This is a genomic window from Aliidiomarina shirensis (assembly GCF_003987345.1).
GTDB classification, from domain to species: Bacteria; Pseudomonadota; Gammaproteobacteria; order Enterobacterales; family Alteromonadaceae; genus Aliidiomarina; species Aliidiomarina shirensis.
Genome location: NZ_PIPP01000002.1, coordinates 108,189 through 124,720, shown reverse-complemented (window position 1 = coordinate 124,720; position 16,532 = coordinate 108,189). Strand labels below are relative to the sequence as shown.

The window sequence follows — 16,532 nt, the reverse complement described above, 5'->3', positions numbered from 1 at the left end:
CCCCCAACTAACCCACTCGCGCGCTGCAGGTCATTCCCTTTGCCATCCATATATTTGCCGCGTTCTCGGGGTGAAGCTGATCTTCGTCCGGCAATTCTAGAAATGTAGCTAGTAGAACGGGATCTGATAGGGAAACAGCTTGTAGTGCGCTAGTGGAGTGGAGCCCTCAGCTTCAGAAATGTCCACGCCAAGGATGGCGTGGAACATAGCGCCACATGGATGTGCTCGAGCGGTTCTGAAGCTGAGGGCTCCACACCACGGAAGCACTGCGGGCTGTTTCCCCACCCCCGTTCTACCAGCTACCATTCATGGTGCGAATAGGGTATACTGTGGCATTAAATTTTGGCTGATATTTCACCGTTTATTAGGAGTACGCATGTCTGGTTCTGAGATGACAATTGCTAAGTTTGACCCCGAGTTGTGGGAAGCAATGCAGGCCGAAGTTGTTCGCCAAGAAGAACACATTGAGTTGATTGCATCAGAAAACTATACCAGCCCACGAGTGCTTGAAGCACAGGGTTCTCAGCTTACCAACAAGTATGCGGAAGGGTATCCGGGCAAGCGTTACTATGGCGGTTGTGAATATGTAGATATCGCTGAAAATTTGGCGATTGAGCGAGCCAAAGAGTTGTTTGGTGCCAAGTATGCCAACGTACAGCCGCATGCAGGTTCACAAGCTAACACAGCAGCATTTATGGCCATGTGCAGTGCCGGTGATACGGTGCTTGGTATGAGCTTGGCCCATGGGGGTCACTTAACCCATGGTTCACACGTAAACTTCTCAGGCATTAACTACAATGCCGTGCAATATGGTTTGCATCCAGAAACCGGTGAAATCGATTACGATCAAGTACGTGAATTAGCGATTGAGCATAAGCCAAAAATGATTATTGCTGGTTTCTCAGCATATTCAGGCATTGTTGATTGGCAGAAATTCCGTGATGTAGCCGACGAAGTAGGCGCTTACTTGTTAGTTGATATGGCGCACGTTGCGGGCTTAGTAGCGGCCGGTTTATATCCGAACCCAGTGCCAATTGCTGATGTAGTAACCACCACTACCCATAAAACTTTAGCAGGTCCTCGTTCAGGTTTGATTTTGAGCGGTAAAGATAATCCTGAACTGCACAAAAAATTAAATAGCGCGGTATTCCCTGGCAACCAGGGTGGCCCGTTGATGCATGTTATTGCGGCAAAAGCGGTGGCATTCAAAGAAGCGCTGCAACCTGAATTTAAGGTTTACCAGCAGCAAGTGCTGAAAAACGCGAAGGCGATGGTGCGGGTAATGCAGGAGCGTGGTTACGATATCGTTTCCGGCGGCACTGAAAACCACTTGTTCTTAGTGGATTTAATTAAGAAAGATATCACGGGTAAAGATGCCGATGCTGCCCTTGGCCGTGCATTTATTACGGTAAATAAGAACTCGGTTCCGAATGACCCGCGTTCGCCATTTGTTACTTCAGGTTTGCGTTTAGGCACGCCGGCAATTACTCGCCGGGGCTTTAAAGAAGCGCAGGCTGAGCAAGTTTCAAATTGGATTTGCGATGTATTGGATGCCATTCAAGATGGCGTTGGCGATGATGCCGTGGAAGCGCGTGTGCGTGAAGAAGTTAAAGCGTTATGCGCACAGTTTCCGGTATATGCAAAATCGTAAGTAAATGAAAGGATAACTGATGCATTGTCCGTTCTGTGCTGAGCAAGATACAAAAGTAATTGATTCACGATTGGTGGCCGATGGTATGTCGGTGCGCCGCCGCCGTGAGTGCAATGCTTGCAAAGAACGTTTTACTACGTTTGAAAGTGCAGAATTGGTGATGCCTCGGGTAATTAAAAGCAACGGCGCGCGCGAACCTTTTAACGAAGATAAGCTGCGCGCTGGTCTTTTACGTTCACTGGAGAAACGGCCAGTGAGTTTAGAAGCGATGGAGCAAACCATTAATCGTATCAAATCTAAGCTGCGCGCTACTGGGGAACGAGAAGTATCCAGTAAGCTGATTGGCAGTTTGGTGATGGAACAACTCAAGCAACTAGATAAAGTTGCCTATATTCGTTTTGCGTCGGTTTACCGGTCGTTTGAGGATATACGTGATTTTGGCGCGGAGATCGCACGCTTAGATGACTAAAAATAATTTTACGGACACAGATATTCAATTCATGGAACGCGCGCTGGAACTAGCGGCGCAAGGGCGTTTTACTACTCATCCAAATCCTAATGTTGGTTGCGTGATTGTTGATTTCGCGGCTGATAAGAATGGCGAGATCGTGGGCGAGGGATTTCACTTGAAAGCGGGCGAAGCGCATGCGGAAGTGAATGCATTAGCTGAGGCCGGTGAGCGCGCGAAAGGCGCAACTGCTTACGTTACGCTTGAACCATGCAATCATACTGGGCGCACGCCACCTTGCGTTGATGCGCTGATTAAAGCGGATGTGGCGCGTGTTGTCGTAGCTATGGAAGACCCATTCCCGAAGGTAGCTGGCGCGGGTGTTAAGCGCCTGAAGAAAGCGGGTATCAAAGTAGAAATGGGCTTGCTTGAGAAAGAAGCCTATGCGGTGAGCCGTGGTTTCTTTACGCAACAGAAATTGAAGCGTCCGTTTGTGCAGTTGAAAATGGCGGCGAGTTTAGATGGCCGCACGGCGCTTGCCAATGGTAAAAGTAAATGGATAACTGAACGTGATGCGCGCTGCGATGTACAAGTAGGACGGGCGCAAGCGGGCGCTATTTTAACCGGTGCAGGCACTATTTTAGCTGATGATCCGGCGTTGAATGTTCGCCACACTGAGTTTCCGAATGGCGTTGAATATCCTGGTGAACCTGGAAAACAGCAAATACGCCAACCGGTGCGGGTGATTATTGATCACCGCAGTGAAGTGCAGCCAACTGCGCAAGTGTTTGCAGAGGGTGGCCCGGTTTGGTTGATTCGTACCAAAGCAAGCGGTATGGAATTACCGGCAAACGCTGAAGAAATTATTATGGATACGGGCGTTACTGGCCGTGTTGATTTAACAGCATTGCTGCAATTGTTAGCGAAGCGCGATATTCACACGGTTTGGGTTGAGGGCGGTTCGCGTTTAGCGGGTGCTATGCTGACGGCTGAATTGGTAGATGAACTGATCGTTTATACTGCGCCGAAATTGCTGGGTGATAACGGCGTGGGCATGTTCCATTTAGGCCAGATCACTTCCATGGACAATGTTCCCGTTTGGGAATTTAGCGAGATCACTCAAGTGGGTGTTGACGTGAAAATGGTACTACAGAAAACCGCGGGTTTTGGCTTACGCTAAGATGTCGTTGAGGTTTTGAATAGTACCAATAGCGCATACCACATGTTGTAAATGAGGATTCATAGATGTCGAGTTTGAACACTACAGAAGAAATCATTGCCGATATTAAAGCCGGTAAGATGGTTATTCTGATGGATGATGAAGATCGCGAAAATGAAGGTGATTTAATACTGGCGGCGGAATGTGTAACTCCGGAAGCGATCAACTTTATGGCGCGTTATGGCCGCGGTTTGATTTGTTTAACACTCACTGAAGATCGCTGCCGGCAATTACAATTACCACTCATGGTTGGCCAGAATAATTCTCCATATGCTACGAACTTCACCGTTTCTATTGAAGCGGCTGAAGGGGTTACTACGGGGATTTCGGCAGCGGATAGAGCGCGCACGGTGCAAGCGGCTGTGGCGGCGAACGCAAAACCGAGTGATTTGGTGATGCCAGGCCATATTTTTCCGTTGAAAGCTCGGCAGGGTGGTGTTTTAAACCGTGCTGGCCACACTGAAGCGGGTTGTGATTTGGCGCGCTTAGCGGGCTATGAAGCCAGCTCAGTGATTGTGGAAATATTAAATGAAGATGGCACCATGGCTCGGCGCCCTGATTTAGAGAAGTTTGCGGCGGAGCACGATATCAAAATGGGCACCATTGCCGATTTAATTGAATATCGTTCGGTGAAAGAGCATACCGTTCATCGTGTGGCGCAATGTAAATTACCTACCGCGTATGGTGAGTTTGATTTAGTTACCTTCCAAGATACCGTTGATGGCCAAGTACATTTTGCTTTGGTTAGTGGCGAAGTGAACGGCGATGAGCCCACGTTAGTGCGGGTGCATTTGCAAGACACGTTCAACGATTTGTTGGCTACTGAACGTGCTTCTCGCCGCAGCTGGCCGCTTTACCGCGCTATGCGCCGTATCGCAGAAGAAGGTGGTGTGTTCGTATTGTTAGGTAAGCAGCAAACGCCAACTGATTTAATTGATCAGGTACGTTTCTTTGAGCAACAAGATCGCGGTGAAGCGCGGGTAGGGAATACGCAATCAAGTGAATCACGCAATGTAGGTGTAGGTTCCCAGATTCTTGCGGAACTTGGTGTACATAAAATGCGTTTGTTGAGCTCGCCGAAAAAATACACGGCACTTTCTGGCTTTGGTTTGGAAGTTGTAGAGTTTATCGAAGATAAGTAGCCGCACTATAGCTATAGATGAGTGAAACGCGCTTTTACCGTATGGTAGGCGCGTTTTTTTATGGATGTTTTCCTTAGCAGCTTTGCCGTATCTGGCCTGTTGAATGGATGGAAATGTTCACCTTTTAAGCAAACGGTAGTGGTGCGGTTGTGTTAGTGAGGCCTTTCGGCGATAATGCGCGCTGGTGGCCTCATTGGTCCCCTCGCAACATGAACCAGCGAACCCGGTCAGGCCCGGAAGGGAGCAGCCGTAGTTGGGGTAATGTGTGCCGGGGTGCGGCTGGTGAGGCCACCTCCTTGTTTTCACTCTTCTGTATTTGGCAGGTAAGGTAAAAGCGCTGCTGCGTTTTCATAGCCGGCATCGGCCGCGGTTTTAATCAGCGCGGCACCTCGTTTTACCAGCTGCGGATCTTTCGCATGCCCGTGTAATAAAGCTCCATATAAAGTCATTGTGGTTAAATCGCCTCTGTTAATAAGATATTCTGCCCAAACTTCCCTGCGCCAACGTAAAGCCAAGCTTCGTTGAGCATGAATATAACCGCCCCTAGCTGCACGCTCCATGAGTGCTACCGCACTGATGTTTTGCATAAACTCGTATTCTTGTTCATGTTGATTCTCTCGACGCGACAAATCGCTTAAGAACATGAGATGCTCTGGTACACCGATCATTGCCAACGGATAAACATCATCAAAGGTTTTTTTAACAATTTTGAGATCATCCGATTTGCTCATATCCATATTAAAATCGAGCTGGAGTGTCATAAAAGAGAAGCTTTCCCTTTCTTCATAACGCCATTGGTCTTCGATACGTAAGTAATTTTTCATCGTATCACGCAGCGTTGAGTTAAGCGGCGTTGAAAATATAACACGGCCGTTAGGCCCAACAATGTGTGCCATTATTAGCCACGATTGTATGCCCGCAACACTCATCTCCCGAGGGTATCGAGGTGGCCGAGCATTCAAGCGCTTGGGAAGTGGTTCGTCTGTAATTTCAAAAAACGCGGAGCTATGCGGTACGACAAGCTTACTTTTCACTAATGCTGCGAAGTCATTAGCTGCAGTAATTTCTGCGGCGGTTAAGTGAGGTTCAATTTGTACAACATATTCAGAGGCTGTGGGGTGACCCCATTCGTTGGCTAATTGAAAGTAAGCAAGCGCTTGGACAGGGTCATATTCAGTGCCTAATTCATCGATATTCGAATATGCTAGATAATAGGCTGCATCGGGGCTACCGAGTGGTAGGTATTGCAGAAACTGTTCATAAGCTTCGGCGTAATTCTCTTGCTTAAACTCATTGATTGCGTGACGCAAGTTGATGTTCTCTTCGGCTTCGATTGCTGCCGAGGATATGAAGCTACTTAGAGTGAAAATGCCGGCAATTGCGCAGGTAATGGCGATTGAATTTATTTTCCGCATGAACGAGTTCCTTTCTTCGCTGTTGTTTTTATAATCAACTTTATAATTACGCTACTGTTTAAGCAAGTGGGTTGTTCTTTACCATCACGGCGAAACGAGGGGGCGGCCGCGATTTCATCGACATTGTGGCCTGACCAGTGTTATGTTAAGGCATTAATCTAGCAATATTGGGAATAATAATGAGCGAATTTGTAACAATTTCTGAAGCCAATAAAGTTGTGCGTGTGCACTTGAATCGCCCGGCGAAGCGCAATGCACTTACGCAAGATATGTATGCGGCAATGACAACAGCATTGAAAGATGCGAATGCGCGTGATGATATCGCGGCCGTAGTTTTTTCAGGTGAAGGCGATTTGTTTTGTGCGGGCAATGATCTCGGTGATTTTTTAAAGCATGGTGAGCTCAAATCAGATTCCCCGGTTTTCCAGTTTTTACAAACCATTTCTACTGTAGATGTTACCGTGGTTGCGGCGGTGCAGGGCGCAGCAGTAGGCATAGGCACTACGTTGTTATTGCATTGTGATTTAGTGTACTCCGCAGAAGGTACTCAGTTTGTGATGCCGTTTGTGGATATGGGTTTGGTGCCAGAAGCCGGTTCGAGTCAACTTATTCCAGCATTGTGTGGCCATTTAAAGGCAGCGGAACTGTTATTGCTTGCCGATCAATTTGATGCTGCTAAAGCATACGAATTAAATATTGTGAATAAAGTAGTACCTGCGGCAGAGTTAGAAGCCACCGTTGCGGACGTAGCCGAGCGCTTAGCGAAGAAGCCAATACAATCGTTACGTATTAGTAAACGGTTAATGAAGGCACCGCCTGAAGCGATTAATGACCGGATTCAACGTGAATTAGTGGATTTCTTAAAAGTTTTAGCCAGCCCAGAAACTCAGGCGATCATCGCCGCCAAAGCCAAGCGCTAGTTAAGAGATTGGGGTCAGTGAGGTAAAGCTCTGGCACCTTAGTGTGAACATAAGGTGCCAGAGCTTTACCTCACTGACCCCAACTTCCTAGCACCAGACGTCGGCTAATGTGGTGTCGGTGCTGTAGTGGTGCGCAATCTGTGCTTGTAGGAGTTCGGCAGTGGCGAGTGCATCGGTAACAGCGTCATGTGGGTGATACCATGGCAATCCATAACGGGCTCGGCTATCAGCTAAACGGATGGATGGTTGTTTTTTACCGCGCATCCGTTGCCACAACGATAACGGTTTAGCGCGGTGCATACGCGCTTCTAGTTGCATGGTATCAATGACCGGAAACTGAATCCCCTCACCAATACGTTCCCGTAGCGCCACATCGAGAAACGGCCGCTCGATACCGCGGTAATGAACCACCAGAATATGGCCAGCAATTGCTTCGAGCACTTCATCAAGAATCTCAATAAGATCCGGAGCTGCTTCTAATTGCGAATGGGTAATGCCGTGGATAACAATAGATTCACTATTCAGTGCCCGCCTCGGTTTTGCGAGCCACTGCTTAGCGTGTTGATTGAATATGCGCTTTAAATTAAAAGGCATGCTGCCAATACTCACTATCCCGTGCTTCTGAGGATCAAAACCGGTTGTTTCAAAATCGATAGAAAGTAGTGGAGCTTCGCTTAATTTTAAATCGGGATTGGTAATACCCGCATCAATGCCGGCTTGGTAATAGCGTTGTAGGCGTGGGTCTTTTGCGGTGTCTGCAAGCTCCAGAAAACGCGCTTGCCAATCGTTCCCACCTTGCACACTCAAAGGCTTTCCAGCAACTTGAAGCTCGTTCGGCTCGGCGTCCTTATTCGATTTATCATGACTCCCCAAATAAAGCATAAAGCCTCGCGTTATCCATTGGGGTAGCGAAAACGCATGAAGCGTTGCGCACTGCTTAGTATTTGGAATGCATCTTTGAGATTTTTCCGCTCGAAATCGGAAAGATCGCTGGGCGCTACATTGTTATCCGGCTTCTCACCTTGTTGCAGGGCTAACGCCTGATGGCGAATGCGAACCATAGATATAAGTTCTAACGCATCGCGTAAATCAGGCCCACGGCCCGGCGGTAAAATACCTGCTTCGGTAATATCCTCCAAACGCGCGAACGAATTCCGTTGCAGCGAACCAATAGCAAGCGCATGTACTCGTATTAAATCAGCAACCGGGGCCGTGCCGCGGCGTTTGGTATTAATCGAATTGTTGTGTTTGCCATCTTTCTCCATCACAAAATCTTTAAAGAACCCAAGCGGAGGGGTACGATTCAGCGCGTTTCTTGCCATACAGGCTAAGAATCGATTACTGCGTTGAGCTCGCCGTTGAATCAGCTTGTTCAGGATGTTGGCATATTCAGTTTTTCCCCACACACCATCCAAATCAAAGAAGATAGAAGCGTGCAATAAGCTCTCTGGTGTTGGCTCGTCGATCCAATCAGAAAAATACTTCTGCCACACCTTCAGTGGCTGACGCCACATCGGGTTGGTTGCCATAATGTAGCCAGTACAGTAGGTATAGCCACATGCATCTAGGCCATCACTCACAAACTGAGCGAGTTGGCGGAAATACTCGTCGTGTAATTCCGGATCAAAGCTATCGTCGAGCACCATAGCGTTATCTTGATCAGTAACAATTGATTGTTCATCGCGCGCCATCGATCCCAGCGCTAGAAAACAGTAGGGCACCGGAGGCGGGCCAAACTTTTCTTCGCCGAGCTCCAATAAGCGTTGCTTAAAGCTACGGCCAATTACGGCCATAGAAGAGCCAATCATGCGCGAGTTTGCATCTTCCGCAACCATGCGGACAAAACTTGCCTGCACATCCTCGACTAAGGTAGCTAGCTCTTCAATTGAGTTTTGTCGGAAAATGCTGCTTACCACAAATAAGCTGCTTTTTGATTCGTGGCGCACAACATCAGAAAGCGAAAGAATGCCAACGGTTTGGTTTTTTTTCAGTACCGGTAAATGATGCAAATTCCGCCGCAGCATAATCAACATGGCTTCGAATACGTGTTGATTATGTTGCACAAACACCAATTCTGTAGACATTACTTCGCGTACTGGAGTTTGATCACTAAGACCCACCGCCAACACACGCTTGCGTAAATCTTTGTCGGTGATAATACCGATGGGGGCATCAACTTCGAAGTTGTCGGTAGCAGGTTCTTCGTTCGCGTTTTCGTGCGGTACTTTTACGTGCGGTACTATGAGTAACGAAGATACTTCTTCCGAGGTCATTTTCTCTGCAGCTTCGCGAATCGTTGCTTGCTCGCTAATACAAATAGGTACCCGTGTTAACAAGTTGGATATCGGTACCGTCATTAAATCGTTCGCGCCTTCACGGCTCGCAACTGCTCGATTCAAGCGCTCTCGATCTTCAATTTCTACTGCATCGGCAAAGGCTTCATACTCATCGTATAACCTATTAAATTGCGCGCCTGGAATGAAATAGATCAGCGTATCTTCAATAGCCGTTACGGGGAATCGCACTTTGCCTGTGCGTAATAATCCGGCTTCACCAAAAAAACCGCCATCACTGAGGCGGTTATGTAAATCACCGGTGTGGCGGAAAACTTCCACCACACCGCTGCGAATAACATGAAGGTCGGTTATTGTTTGATTATACTCAAGAATATCACTACCTGCTTTGAAGTAACCCACTTCAGCAGCTTGCGCTAACCGCTCGAGCTCCTCTGCAGGAAGCTCATTAAATGGCGGGAAGCGCTTGATAAACTCCAGTATTTCAATATGTTCAGCTTCCATTTTTCCCCGGGCGTGGCTCGCTCATCAACCCTTTAACCAGTGATATACAGGCTACGAGCAGCACTATTGTGAATGGGAAACCAGCGGAAACCGCCATGGCTTGTAATGCAATTAAGCCACCTCCTAAAATAAGAGCGATTGCCACTAAACCTTCAAAAGTACACCAGAATACGCGCTGTGGTGTAGGTGCATTCACTTTACCGCCAGCTGAAATGGTATCGATAACTAAGGAGCCTGAATCAGATGACGTAACAAAAAACACCACCACGAGAATAATACCAATGAACGATGTAATTTGAGCTAATGGCAACGCATCAAGCATCGCGAATAACTGCAGTGGTAACTCTGCTGCCGCCGCATCTTGGTAACCACCTAGGTATTGCGTAATAGCGGTTCCACCGAATACGGTCATCCATAACACACAAGCTACTGATGGGATCAATAACACCGCCGTTAAGAATTCACGCACTGTACGGCCACGTGATACCCGCGCGATAAACATCCCTACAAACGGCGACCAGGAAATCCACCAAGCCCAGTAAAACGCTGTCCAGCCTTGTGAGAAGTTAGCATCTTCACGGCCAATTGGGTTTGCTAAAGCCGGAAGGTTTTGTAGATAGGCACCTAAGTTTGCAAAGAAACCGGTGAGAATACCGAGCGTTGGACCCACGATAATAACAAATAGCATTAACAGCGCGGCGAGTGTCATGTTTACTTGCGAAAGGCGCTTAACGCCCGCTTCAAGCCCGGCAACAACCGAGATAAGTGCGATAAGTGTGATACCCACAACCAACACCACTTCCATGGTTACGCCCTCAGGTGTACCAAACAAGGTACTCAGCCCTGCGGCGGCTTGTGAGGCACCTAGCCCGAGCGAGGTCGCTAAACCGAATAGGGTAGCGAGGATAGCTAAGATATCGATTACATGCCCAGGCCAACCCCAAACACGCTCTCCCAGTAATGGGTAGAATATTGAACGAACGGTAAGCGGAAGCCCTTTGTTAAACGAGAAAATCGCTAAACCCAGTGCCAGCACCGCGTAAATCGCCCACGGATGCAAAGCCCAATGGTAAATAGTAGCAGCCATACCTAGGCGGCGAGCCGCTTCAGCATCGCCACCGGCGCCGCCAAGCGGAGCCCAATCAACGCGGCCAGCTTCGCCCATTTCGGTACCACCGTAGGCTGCGGTGAAGTGAGAAAGCGGCTCTGAAACCCCATAAAACATGAGGCCGATACCCATACCAGCGGCAAAAAGCATGGAAAACCAGCCTAGATAGGAGAAATCAGCACTGGCTTCAGTACCACCAATGCGCACTTTTCCTAATGGCGAAAAGATTAGCACTAAACACAAGATAACGAACACGTTAGCAGCGCTTATAAAGAACCAATCAAGGTTAGCGGTTAACCAATCGCGAGTACTAGAGAAAATAGGCTCGGCTTGGGTAGGAAATATCAATGTTAGCGCAACGAAAAGAATGATGGCTAAGCCAGAAATCAAAAATACACGATTATGGATATCGAGCCCAAATGGCCCAAGTTTAAAGACAAGATTATCTTGTCCAACTTTATAATCCGTATTGATAGGAGTAACGTCACCATCGGGCTTCATTGGATCATGCGCGGGATCGAGCTGGCTCATGGTTTTGTCCTTGTTTTTTTGTGGGATTCTTATTAAGGGTACTAACAGAGTAGTAATTCTAGATCACGAAAGCAAATCGGGGGCCGAGCGGGGGATGACTTTATCGGCGTACGGATATACGTTCTCAGAGACGCCGCGAGTACGTCCTTGTAGGCTTGAGCTGCCGCATCCATGCGGCAGACACTCTGAGAACGTATATTCCATACACCGAAGCGTCATCCCCGCTCGGCGCTCCGGCTCAGGATGAAGCTTCTGCGTTCTTAAGAGAAGGTTGGATGAATAGCATTTCGGGGTCGGGGTGTGCGTTCGAAGGGTGTATGCCGCATGGATGCGGCATCCAAGCCTACAAGGATGTATTTACGGCGTCCCGCAGAACGCATACCCCGCCCCCGAAAAAAGCTATTCACGCTCCCAGCCCTGAGAGCGCAACAGCCTCACCGAATAAAGCCGCTTACTTTGCCGCGGCTTTTAGGGCGCCTTCGTAGAGAGGTAGTATTAGGTCGAGGGCACTTTGGTTGGTGCTATCTTCAAGTTGTAATTGGTTGTTTTGTAGTGGAGTAACGCGCTCGCCCCATTTTATCAGGCCAGCACCGCAGGTTAGGCCGCCGCCAAATACCGCAGAGATAATTTTATCGCCAGGTTTTACCATGCCGGTTTCTAAGGCTTCGGTGTAAGCGATAGGTAGGGTTGCCGACGAGGTGTTGCCGTATTTTTGAATGTTTACCATGGTTTTGGCTTCTGGCACTTTGCACATTTTCGCGAGGAAATCGATAAGGCGCTTGTTGGCTTGGTGCGGAATTAAGACATCGATATCATCAACGCTTAGGCCGGTTTCTTGAAATACCCCATCAACTGCCGCGCTCATGCCTTTTACTGCACGTTTGAAAATTTCTTGGCCAACGAAGTTAAAGGGCATTGCGCCATCGAAATTGTAGCGATCGAAACTCATACCAAAATCAAGTGAGAGCACATCGCGGGCATCAGCATCGCAGCTTACTTTCGATGAAAGCAAGCCCACTTCGTTATCCGATGCTTCAAGCACCATTGCACCGGCACCATCGCCGAAGAGCACAGCACTTTCGCGCTTGGTCCAATCGAGAATGCGGGTTAGGCGTTCGGCACCGATAATGAGTACTTTTTTGTGCATGCCGATACGAATCGACGAAGTGGCAAAATGCATGCCATAAAAAAAGCTACTGCAAGCGGCGTTCAAATCAAATGCGGCGGCGTTCTTCGCACCAATTTCTTGTTGAACTTTCGAAGCCACATTTGGAATGATTTCATCGGCTGTGCAGGTACCAACAATGATTAAATCAATTTCGAGCGGATCTAAATCGGCGGCCGCAAGTGCGTTGCGTGCAGCAACCGCAGCCATCGTTGATGTGCCAACGGCGCTTACGCGGCGCTCTTCAATGCCTGTGCGGCTGCGAATCCATTCGTCGGACGTTTCAAGAAACGTAGCCAGATCGTTGTTAGTCATGATTGCTGGTGGCACGCATTTGCCCCAGCCGGTGATTTCTGCAAATTTCATTCGAACTACCTTAAAATCTAGTGATTAGCGCACGGCAAATATCGTGCGTGACTCATTAGTAACAATCGTATACCTTTATGACCGATAAGAAAACGAAAAGAGCCACAACTAAAGGACGAAACACCATGCGTAACATAATCGCGGTTGTTATGCTTGCGGGCATTATATTACTTTCAGGGTGTGCAAACACACCCAATGTTCCGAATGAAGTGCGCGTTACGGCGCCGGATATTACTGATTTCCAAAAGCCAGTATTGCAGCCTGTGCGTTTATCGGTTCGTGATCAACGCACGCAAAATCATGTGCTTCGAGTTGAGCATACGCCGGATAACGCTGAGTTTGCCACGACCCATATACCGATGGCTACTCTGATGAGTGCTGCGCTGCGGGAATATTGGCCACATGATGATAATTCTCAAGTATTGTTTACGGTGTATCTTGAAGATGCGCTGACCCGTGTTGTGGCGCAAAATGATGGCTATGAAGCTGAGCATCATGTTGCGGTTCGGGTGGTGGTGCGTTCAGGCACGGAGTGGATTGGCCGACAATACGTTACGCGAGTTTCGGGTGGGCCATACCGGAAGGTAAACTTCGAACAAATCAACGATACCTTTAATCGGGCGGTGCACGCTACCCTGCGCGATTTAATGAGTGATCAAATATTACAAGAGTGGCTGCAAGATCATGTGCAGTGATAGGTTTAGTAAATATAAATGACAACGGAGCGAAACATGAAAACTTGGTTCTTAGCATTGATTTTTGCGGTTACTGCAGCACTTTCCCCGCTGGCGGCTGCTGAAGAAGATGATATTCAAAAATCGAATTTATATCCGAAGGTGAAATTTGTAACCAGCATGGGTGAAATGGTGGTGGAGCTTAATCGTTGGAAAGCGCCGCTCACCGTTGATCATTTTTTAACGCATGTGGCGAGTGGTAGTTATAACGATACCTTGTTTCATCGTGTAGTAGCCGATTTCGTCGTTCAAGGCGGCGGTTACGAACGTGATTGGACGCCGTTGCCGGAAGGTGACACGGTGGTAAACGAAGCGGGGAATGGATTGCAGAATAACTTTGGCACCATTGCATTGGCCCGCGTTAACGACCCGCATTCAGCACGCCGTCAATTCTATTTTAATGTTCAAGATAATGATCGGTTAAATCCTACGCCACGTCGCTGGGGTTATGCGGTGTTTGGGGAAGTGATCGAAAATGCTGAATTGCTGCATGAACTTGCGAAAGTTGAAACCGGCTTTAATGAAGAATTGGGATTCCCTGATGTTCCGGTAGAGCCACTGCGTTTGATTTCGGTAGAGCTTCTGCCAGAAGAGAAGTAACGTTCAGTGAAGCATACGCAAACAAATCAGGCGCCAGTAGGGTTTGCCAACATTGTTCGGTTTTATCTACAGCGCCGGCTGATTACTATTTTTTTACTGGGCATGGCTAGCGGCTATCCATGGGTCATGATCGGCTCTTCAATGTCTGCATGGCTCAATGAAATGGGTTTCACCCGTTCCACTATTGGTTTTTTTGGTGCGGTGTTTGCTGCCTACTCAGTTAACTTCTTATGGTCGCCGTTGGTGGACAGGGTAAGAATTCCGCTGTTGAGCAATTGGCTCGGCCATCGCCGGGGCTGGATACTCTTTTGCCAACTTGGAATTGCGCTCAGCTGCTTTTACCTAGCGAATATTGATTTTGCCACGAATCTATACTGGGCAGGTATTGTGGCTTTAACCCTTGCGGTTTTCTCGGCTACCCAAGATATTTCTATTGATGCGTATCGAATTGATTCGGTAGGGGAGCATGAAGCGCGTGTGCAATCTGCAGGTGCTGCGATGACAACCGCGGGTTGGTGGACCGGTTTCGCTGGCTTGGGTGCAATTCCCTTCTTCCTTTCCGATATGCCGGGCTGGGATTGGCCGCGCGTATATCAATACTTAGCGTTCTTTATGGTGGTATTGAGTGCCGGTGTTTGGCTCGCGAAAGAACCAATCACCACGCGCCGGGCTTTACAGCGAGAAGCAGAGCTTCGTTATCAACAAGTGCTCGCTGGTGTGGGTAATCGAATTGCCCTGAAGCATAAAATCACTGCGTGGTTAGGGGTTACCTTAGTGGAACCGCTGGCTGAATTCTTCCGCCGCAGTGGCGTGAAATTTGCCCTCTCTATTTTATTATTTGTACTCCTGTTTAAAGTGGGCGAAGCGTTCCTTGGTCGCATGTCGATCGTGTTTTATCAAGAAGTTGGCTTTACCAACTCAGAAATAGGCTTGTACTCAAAGCTAGTGAATTGGTGGGTAACCATTATTTTCGCCTTAATCGGTTCGTACGTAACCATGCGCATCGGTATTTTAAAGGGCCTGTTTATTGGAGGCTCGGCCATGGCCGCGAGTAATTTGCTGTTTTCTGCGTTGGCGTTAGTTGGGCCGAACAAAGCGCTTCTACTTGCAGCGGTAATTACCGATGGCTTCACATCTGCGTGGTCTACCGTGGCTTTTGTTGCTTTAATTAGCTTGTTGGCGAATCGAGCGTTTACCGCAACTCAATATGCATTGATGGCCTCGGTAGGTACGTTAGGGCGAACTGTTTTAGCGGCCTATAGCGGTGCGGTTGTTGATTGGCTGGATGGTAATTGGGCGTTATTCTTTTTGCTCACTACTTTAATGGTTGTCCCGAGTTTGTTATTCCTTTGGACGATTCGCAAGCCGATTCAAAAGCTTGAGGACGATAGCCGTGATCGGCAAAGCAAATGGGAATCGGATCAGGCAGCACTAAATTCTGAAAAGGAGTAGGGCGTGGCGAACTGGGTGATTGTGGGCACAGGGGCATTAAGTACATTGTGGGCTCATGGGTTGCAAGCAGCCGGTGCCAATGTTGTGCTGTATTCGCGCCATGAAGAAGATCGCAAAGGCGTGGCGCTCGCAATAACTCAGCATTTGCATGAAGCAGCTGAGGGCGATAAAGTTTGTGCGCAAACGCGGCAATTTTCAGCCATAGGTTCTGTATCGGACGCTCCGGATGACGCAATTTGGCTGGTTATGGTGAAAGCGTGGCAAGTGCAACCGTTGTTAACTGAACTCGCGGCGCAAGGCTTAACGCAAGCCACTCTAATTCTTAGCCATAATGGTATGGGTGCGGGCACGTCGGTGCAGGCGGCCGAGGCTGATTGGCAAATTTATGATCTAGTTACCACCCATGGCGCATGGCGAAAAAGCCGTACCCATAGCATGCATGCAGGGCTTGGTGAATCGTGGTTGGGGAAGCGCCACATCGGTGCGGATAGCGCAGATGGGAAGAGCGGCTCGGTTGAGCCGCCACCATGGTTTGTGGAACTAGCAAAGGCGTTACCACCATTGCATTGGGAGCACGATATTCTGCATCGACGGTGGCAGAAATTGGCAATTAATTGCGCCATTAACCCTTTAGCCACATTAGCGGGGGCCGATAATGGAGAGCTGCGAAACGACGAGTATCAACCTAAAATTAGAGCGATTTGCGAAGAAATTGCTAATGTTAACCCGGCATTAGATGCCGATGCGTTAGTAAAGCAAGTGCATCAAGTTGCGGCGGCAACCGCAACGAACAGGTGTAGTATGTTGCAAGATTTAACCGCAGGTAGGCGAACGGAAATAGCGTTCCTAAACGGCTTTATATGCCGTGAAGGCGAGCGCTTACATGTAGCTACCCGCGCTAACTGTGAGTTGGTTAGGCAGATTCAACAATTAGAACTTCTTCGCGTTTAGACCATTTATTTAAGTGCAATGCTAGCGAGCTA

At 48.4% G+C, this 16,532-nt stretch carries 14 protein-coding genes and 1 other RNA gene; 10 read left to right on the top strand and 5 right to left on the bottom strand.

Annotated elements, in window-relative coordinates; all coding sequences use genetic code 11:
* The first annotated feature begins 376 nt into the window (after positions 1-376).
* The 5 genes from glyA to ffs all read left to right on the top strand — a co-directional run bounded on the left by glyA (position 377) and on the right by ffs (position 4,748).
* Positions 377-1,651, top strand: coding sequence for a serine hydroxymethyltransferase (glyA, locus tag CWE13_RS04665; protein WP_126806369.1), 1,275 nt, complete (start codon positions 377-379; stop codon positions 1,649-1,651).
* A gap of 19 nt (positions 1,652-1,670) precedes the next feature.
* A complete protein-coding gene (gene nrdR / locus CWE13_RS04660; RefSeq protein WP_007420552.1) occupies positions 1,671-2,120 on the top strand; it encodes a transcriptional regulator NrdR in 450 nt (149 codons plus the stop codon).
* The gene (gene ribD / locus CWE13_RS04655; RefSeq protein WP_126806367.1) at positions 2,113-3,279 is read left to right on the top strand and encodes a bifunctional diaminohydroxyphosphoribosylaminopyrimidine deaminase/5-amino-6-(5-phosphoribosylamino)uracil reductase RibD; all 1,167 of its coding nucleotides are present in this window, start codon (positions 2,113-2,115) and stop codon (positions 3,277-3,279) included. Before nrdR ends, ribD begins: the two co-directional genes overlap by 8 nt.
* A 65-nt stretch (positions 3,280-3,344) precedes the next feature.
* Positions 3,345-4,460, top strand: coding sequence for a bifunctional 3,4-dihydroxy-2-butanone-4-phosphate synthase/GTP cyclohydrolase II (gene ribBA, locus CWE13_RS04650; protein WP_126806365.1), 1,116 nt, complete (start codon positions 3,345-3,347; stop codon positions 4,458-4,460).
* Between the two features lie 191 nt (positions 4,461-4,651).
* Positions 4,652-4,748: signal recognition particle sRNA small type (gene ffs / locus CWE13_RS04645), an RNA gene on the top strand.
* Between the two features lie 14 nt (positions 4,749-4,762).
* Here ffs and CWE13_RS04640 read toward each other — a convergent pair.
* Positions 4,763-5,875, bottom strand: a complete 1,113-nt coding sequence (locus CWE13_RS04640) for an SEL1-like repeat protein (RefSeq protein WP_126806363.1) — start codon at positions 5,873-5,875, stop codon at positions 4,763-4,765.
* Between the two features lie 179 nt (positions 5,876-6,054).
* On the opposite strand from CWE13_RS04640, the gene CWE13_RS04635 reads away from it, so the two are divergent.
* Entirely contained in the window at positions 6,055-6,795 is a 741-nt protein-coding gene (locus CWE13_RS04635) for an enoyl-CoA hydratase-related protein (RefSeq protein WP_126806361.1), read from the top strand.
* Between the two features lie 87 nt (positions 6,796-6,882).
* Here CWE13_RS04635 and CWE13_RS04630 read toward each other — a convergent pair whose 3' ends face one another.
* The 4 genes from CWE13_RS04630 to CWE13_RS04615 all read right to left on the bottom strand — a co-directional run bounded on the left by CWE13_RS04630 (position 6,883) and on the right by CWE13_RS04615 (position 12,763).
* On the bottom strand, positions 6,883-7,677 hold the full coding sequence (locus CWE13_RS04630; protein ID WP_126806359.1) for a 3'-5' exonuclease: 795 nt from the start codon (positions 7,675-7,677) through the stop codon (positions 6,883-6,885).
* Between the two features lie 11 nt (positions 7,678-7,688).
* Positions 7,689-9,593 carry a DUF294 nucleotidyltransferase-like domain-containing protein gene (locus tag CWE13_RS04625; protein WP_126806357.1) on the bottom strand — a complete coding sequence of 635 codons (1,905 nt, stop codon included), beginning with the start codon at positions 9,591-9,593 and terminating at the stop codon, positions 7,689-7,691.
* Positions 9,583-11,232, bottom strand: a complete 1,650-nt coding sequence (locus tag CWE13_RS04620) for a BCCT family transporter (protein ID WP_126806355.1) — start codon at positions 11,230-11,232, stop codon at positions 9,583-9,585. Before CWE13_RS04620 ends, CWE13_RS04625 begins: the two co-directional genes overlap by 11 nt.
* A gap of 451 nt (positions 11,233-11,683) precedes the next feature.
* A complete protein-coding gene (locus tag CWE13_RS04615) occupies positions 11,684-12,763 on the bottom strand; it encodes a ketoacyl-ACP synthase III (protein ID WP_126806353.1) in 1,080 nt (359 codons plus the stop codon).
* Between the two features lie 125 nt (positions 12,764-12,888).
* On the opposite strand from CWE13_RS04615, the gene CWE13_RS04610 reads away from it, so the two are divergent.
* The 4 genes from CWE13_RS04610 to CWE13_RS04595 are packed head-to-tail and all read left to right on the top strand — an operon-like array spanning position 12,889 to position 16,500.
* Positions 12,889-13,458, top strand: coding sequence for a YajG family lipoprotein (locus CWE13_RS04610; RefSeq protein ID WP_157980930.1), 570 nt, complete (start codon positions 12,889-12,891; stop codon positions 13,456-13,458).
* 36 nt (positions 13,459-13,494) lie between these two features.
* On the top strand, positions 13,495-14,097 hold the full coding sequence (locus tag CWE13_RS04605; RefSeq protein ID WP_126806350.1) for a peptidylprolyl isomerase: 603 nt from the start codon (positions 13,495-13,497) through the stop codon (positions 14,095-14,097).
* Positions 14,098-14,103: 6 nt separating this feature from the next.
* Positions 14,104-15,549 carry an AmpG family muropeptide MFS transporter gene (locus CWE13_RS04600; RefSeq protein WP_126806348.1) on the top strand — a complete coding sequence of 482 codons (1,446 nt, stop codon included), beginning with the start codon at positions 14,104-14,106 and terminating at the stop codon, positions 15,547-15,549.
* A gap of 3 nt (positions 15,550-15,552) precedes the next feature.
* A complete protein-coding gene (locus tag CWE13_RS04595) occupies positions 15,553-16,500 on the top strand; it encodes a ketopantoate reductase family protein (RefSeq protein ID WP_126806346.1) in 948 nt (315 codons plus the stop codon).
* The last annotated feature ends 32 nt before the right edge of the window (positions 16,501-16,532 follow it).

What these genes read in the sequence shown, in the direction of transcription:
- CWE13_RS04610 (WP_157980930.1), top strand. Translation starts at nt 12,889, where the DNA reads ATGCGTAACATAATCGCGGTTGTTATGCTTGCGGGCATTATATTACTT.
- CWE13_RS04630 (WP_126806359.1), bottom strand. Translation starts at nt 7,677, where the DNA reads ATGCTTTATTTGGGGAGTCATGATAAATCGAATAAGGACGCCGAGCCG.
- glyA (WP_126806369.1), top strand. Translation starts at nt 377, where the DNA reads ATGTCTGGTTCTGAGATGACAATTGCTAAGTTTGACCCCGAGTTGTGG.
- CWE13_RS04635 (WP_126806361.1), top strand. Translation starts at nt 6,055, where the DNA reads ATGAGCGAATTTGTAACAATTTCTGAAGCCAATAAAGTTGTGCGTGTG.
- ribBA (WP_126806365.1), top strand. Translation starts at nt 3,345, where the DNA reads ATGTCGAGTTTGAACACTACAGAAGAAATCATTGCCGATATTAAAGCC.
- CWE13_RS04620 (WP_126806355.1), bottom strand. Translation starts at nt 11,232, where the DNA reads ATGAGCCAGCTCGATCCCGCGCATGATCCAATGAAGCCCGATGGTGAC.
- CWE13_RS04615 (WP_126806353.1), bottom strand. Translation starts at nt 12,763, where the DNA reads ATGAAATTTGCAGAAATCACCGGCTGGGGCAAATGCGTGCCACCAGCA.
- CWE13_RS04605 (WP_126806350.1), top strand. Translation starts at nt 13,495, where the DNA reads ATGAAAACTTGGTTCTTAGCATTGATTTTTGCGGTTACTGCAGCACTT.
- CWE13_RS04640 (WP_126806363.1), bottom strand. Translation starts at nt 5,875, where the DNA reads ATGCGGAAAATAAATTCAATCGCCATTACCTGCGCAATTGCCGGCATT.
- ribD (WP_126806367.1), top strand. Translation starts at nt 2,113, where the DNA reads ATGACTAAAAATAATTTTACGGACACAGATATTCAATTCATGGAACGC.
- nrdR (WP_007420552.1), top strand. Translation starts at nt 1,671, where the DNA reads ATGCATTGTCCGTTCTGTGCTGAGCAAGATACAAAAGTAATTGATTCA.
- CWE13_RS04625 (WP_126806357.1), bottom strand. Translation starts at nt 9,593, where the DNA reads ATGGAAGCTGAACATATTGAAATACTGGAGTTTATCAAGCGCTTCCCG.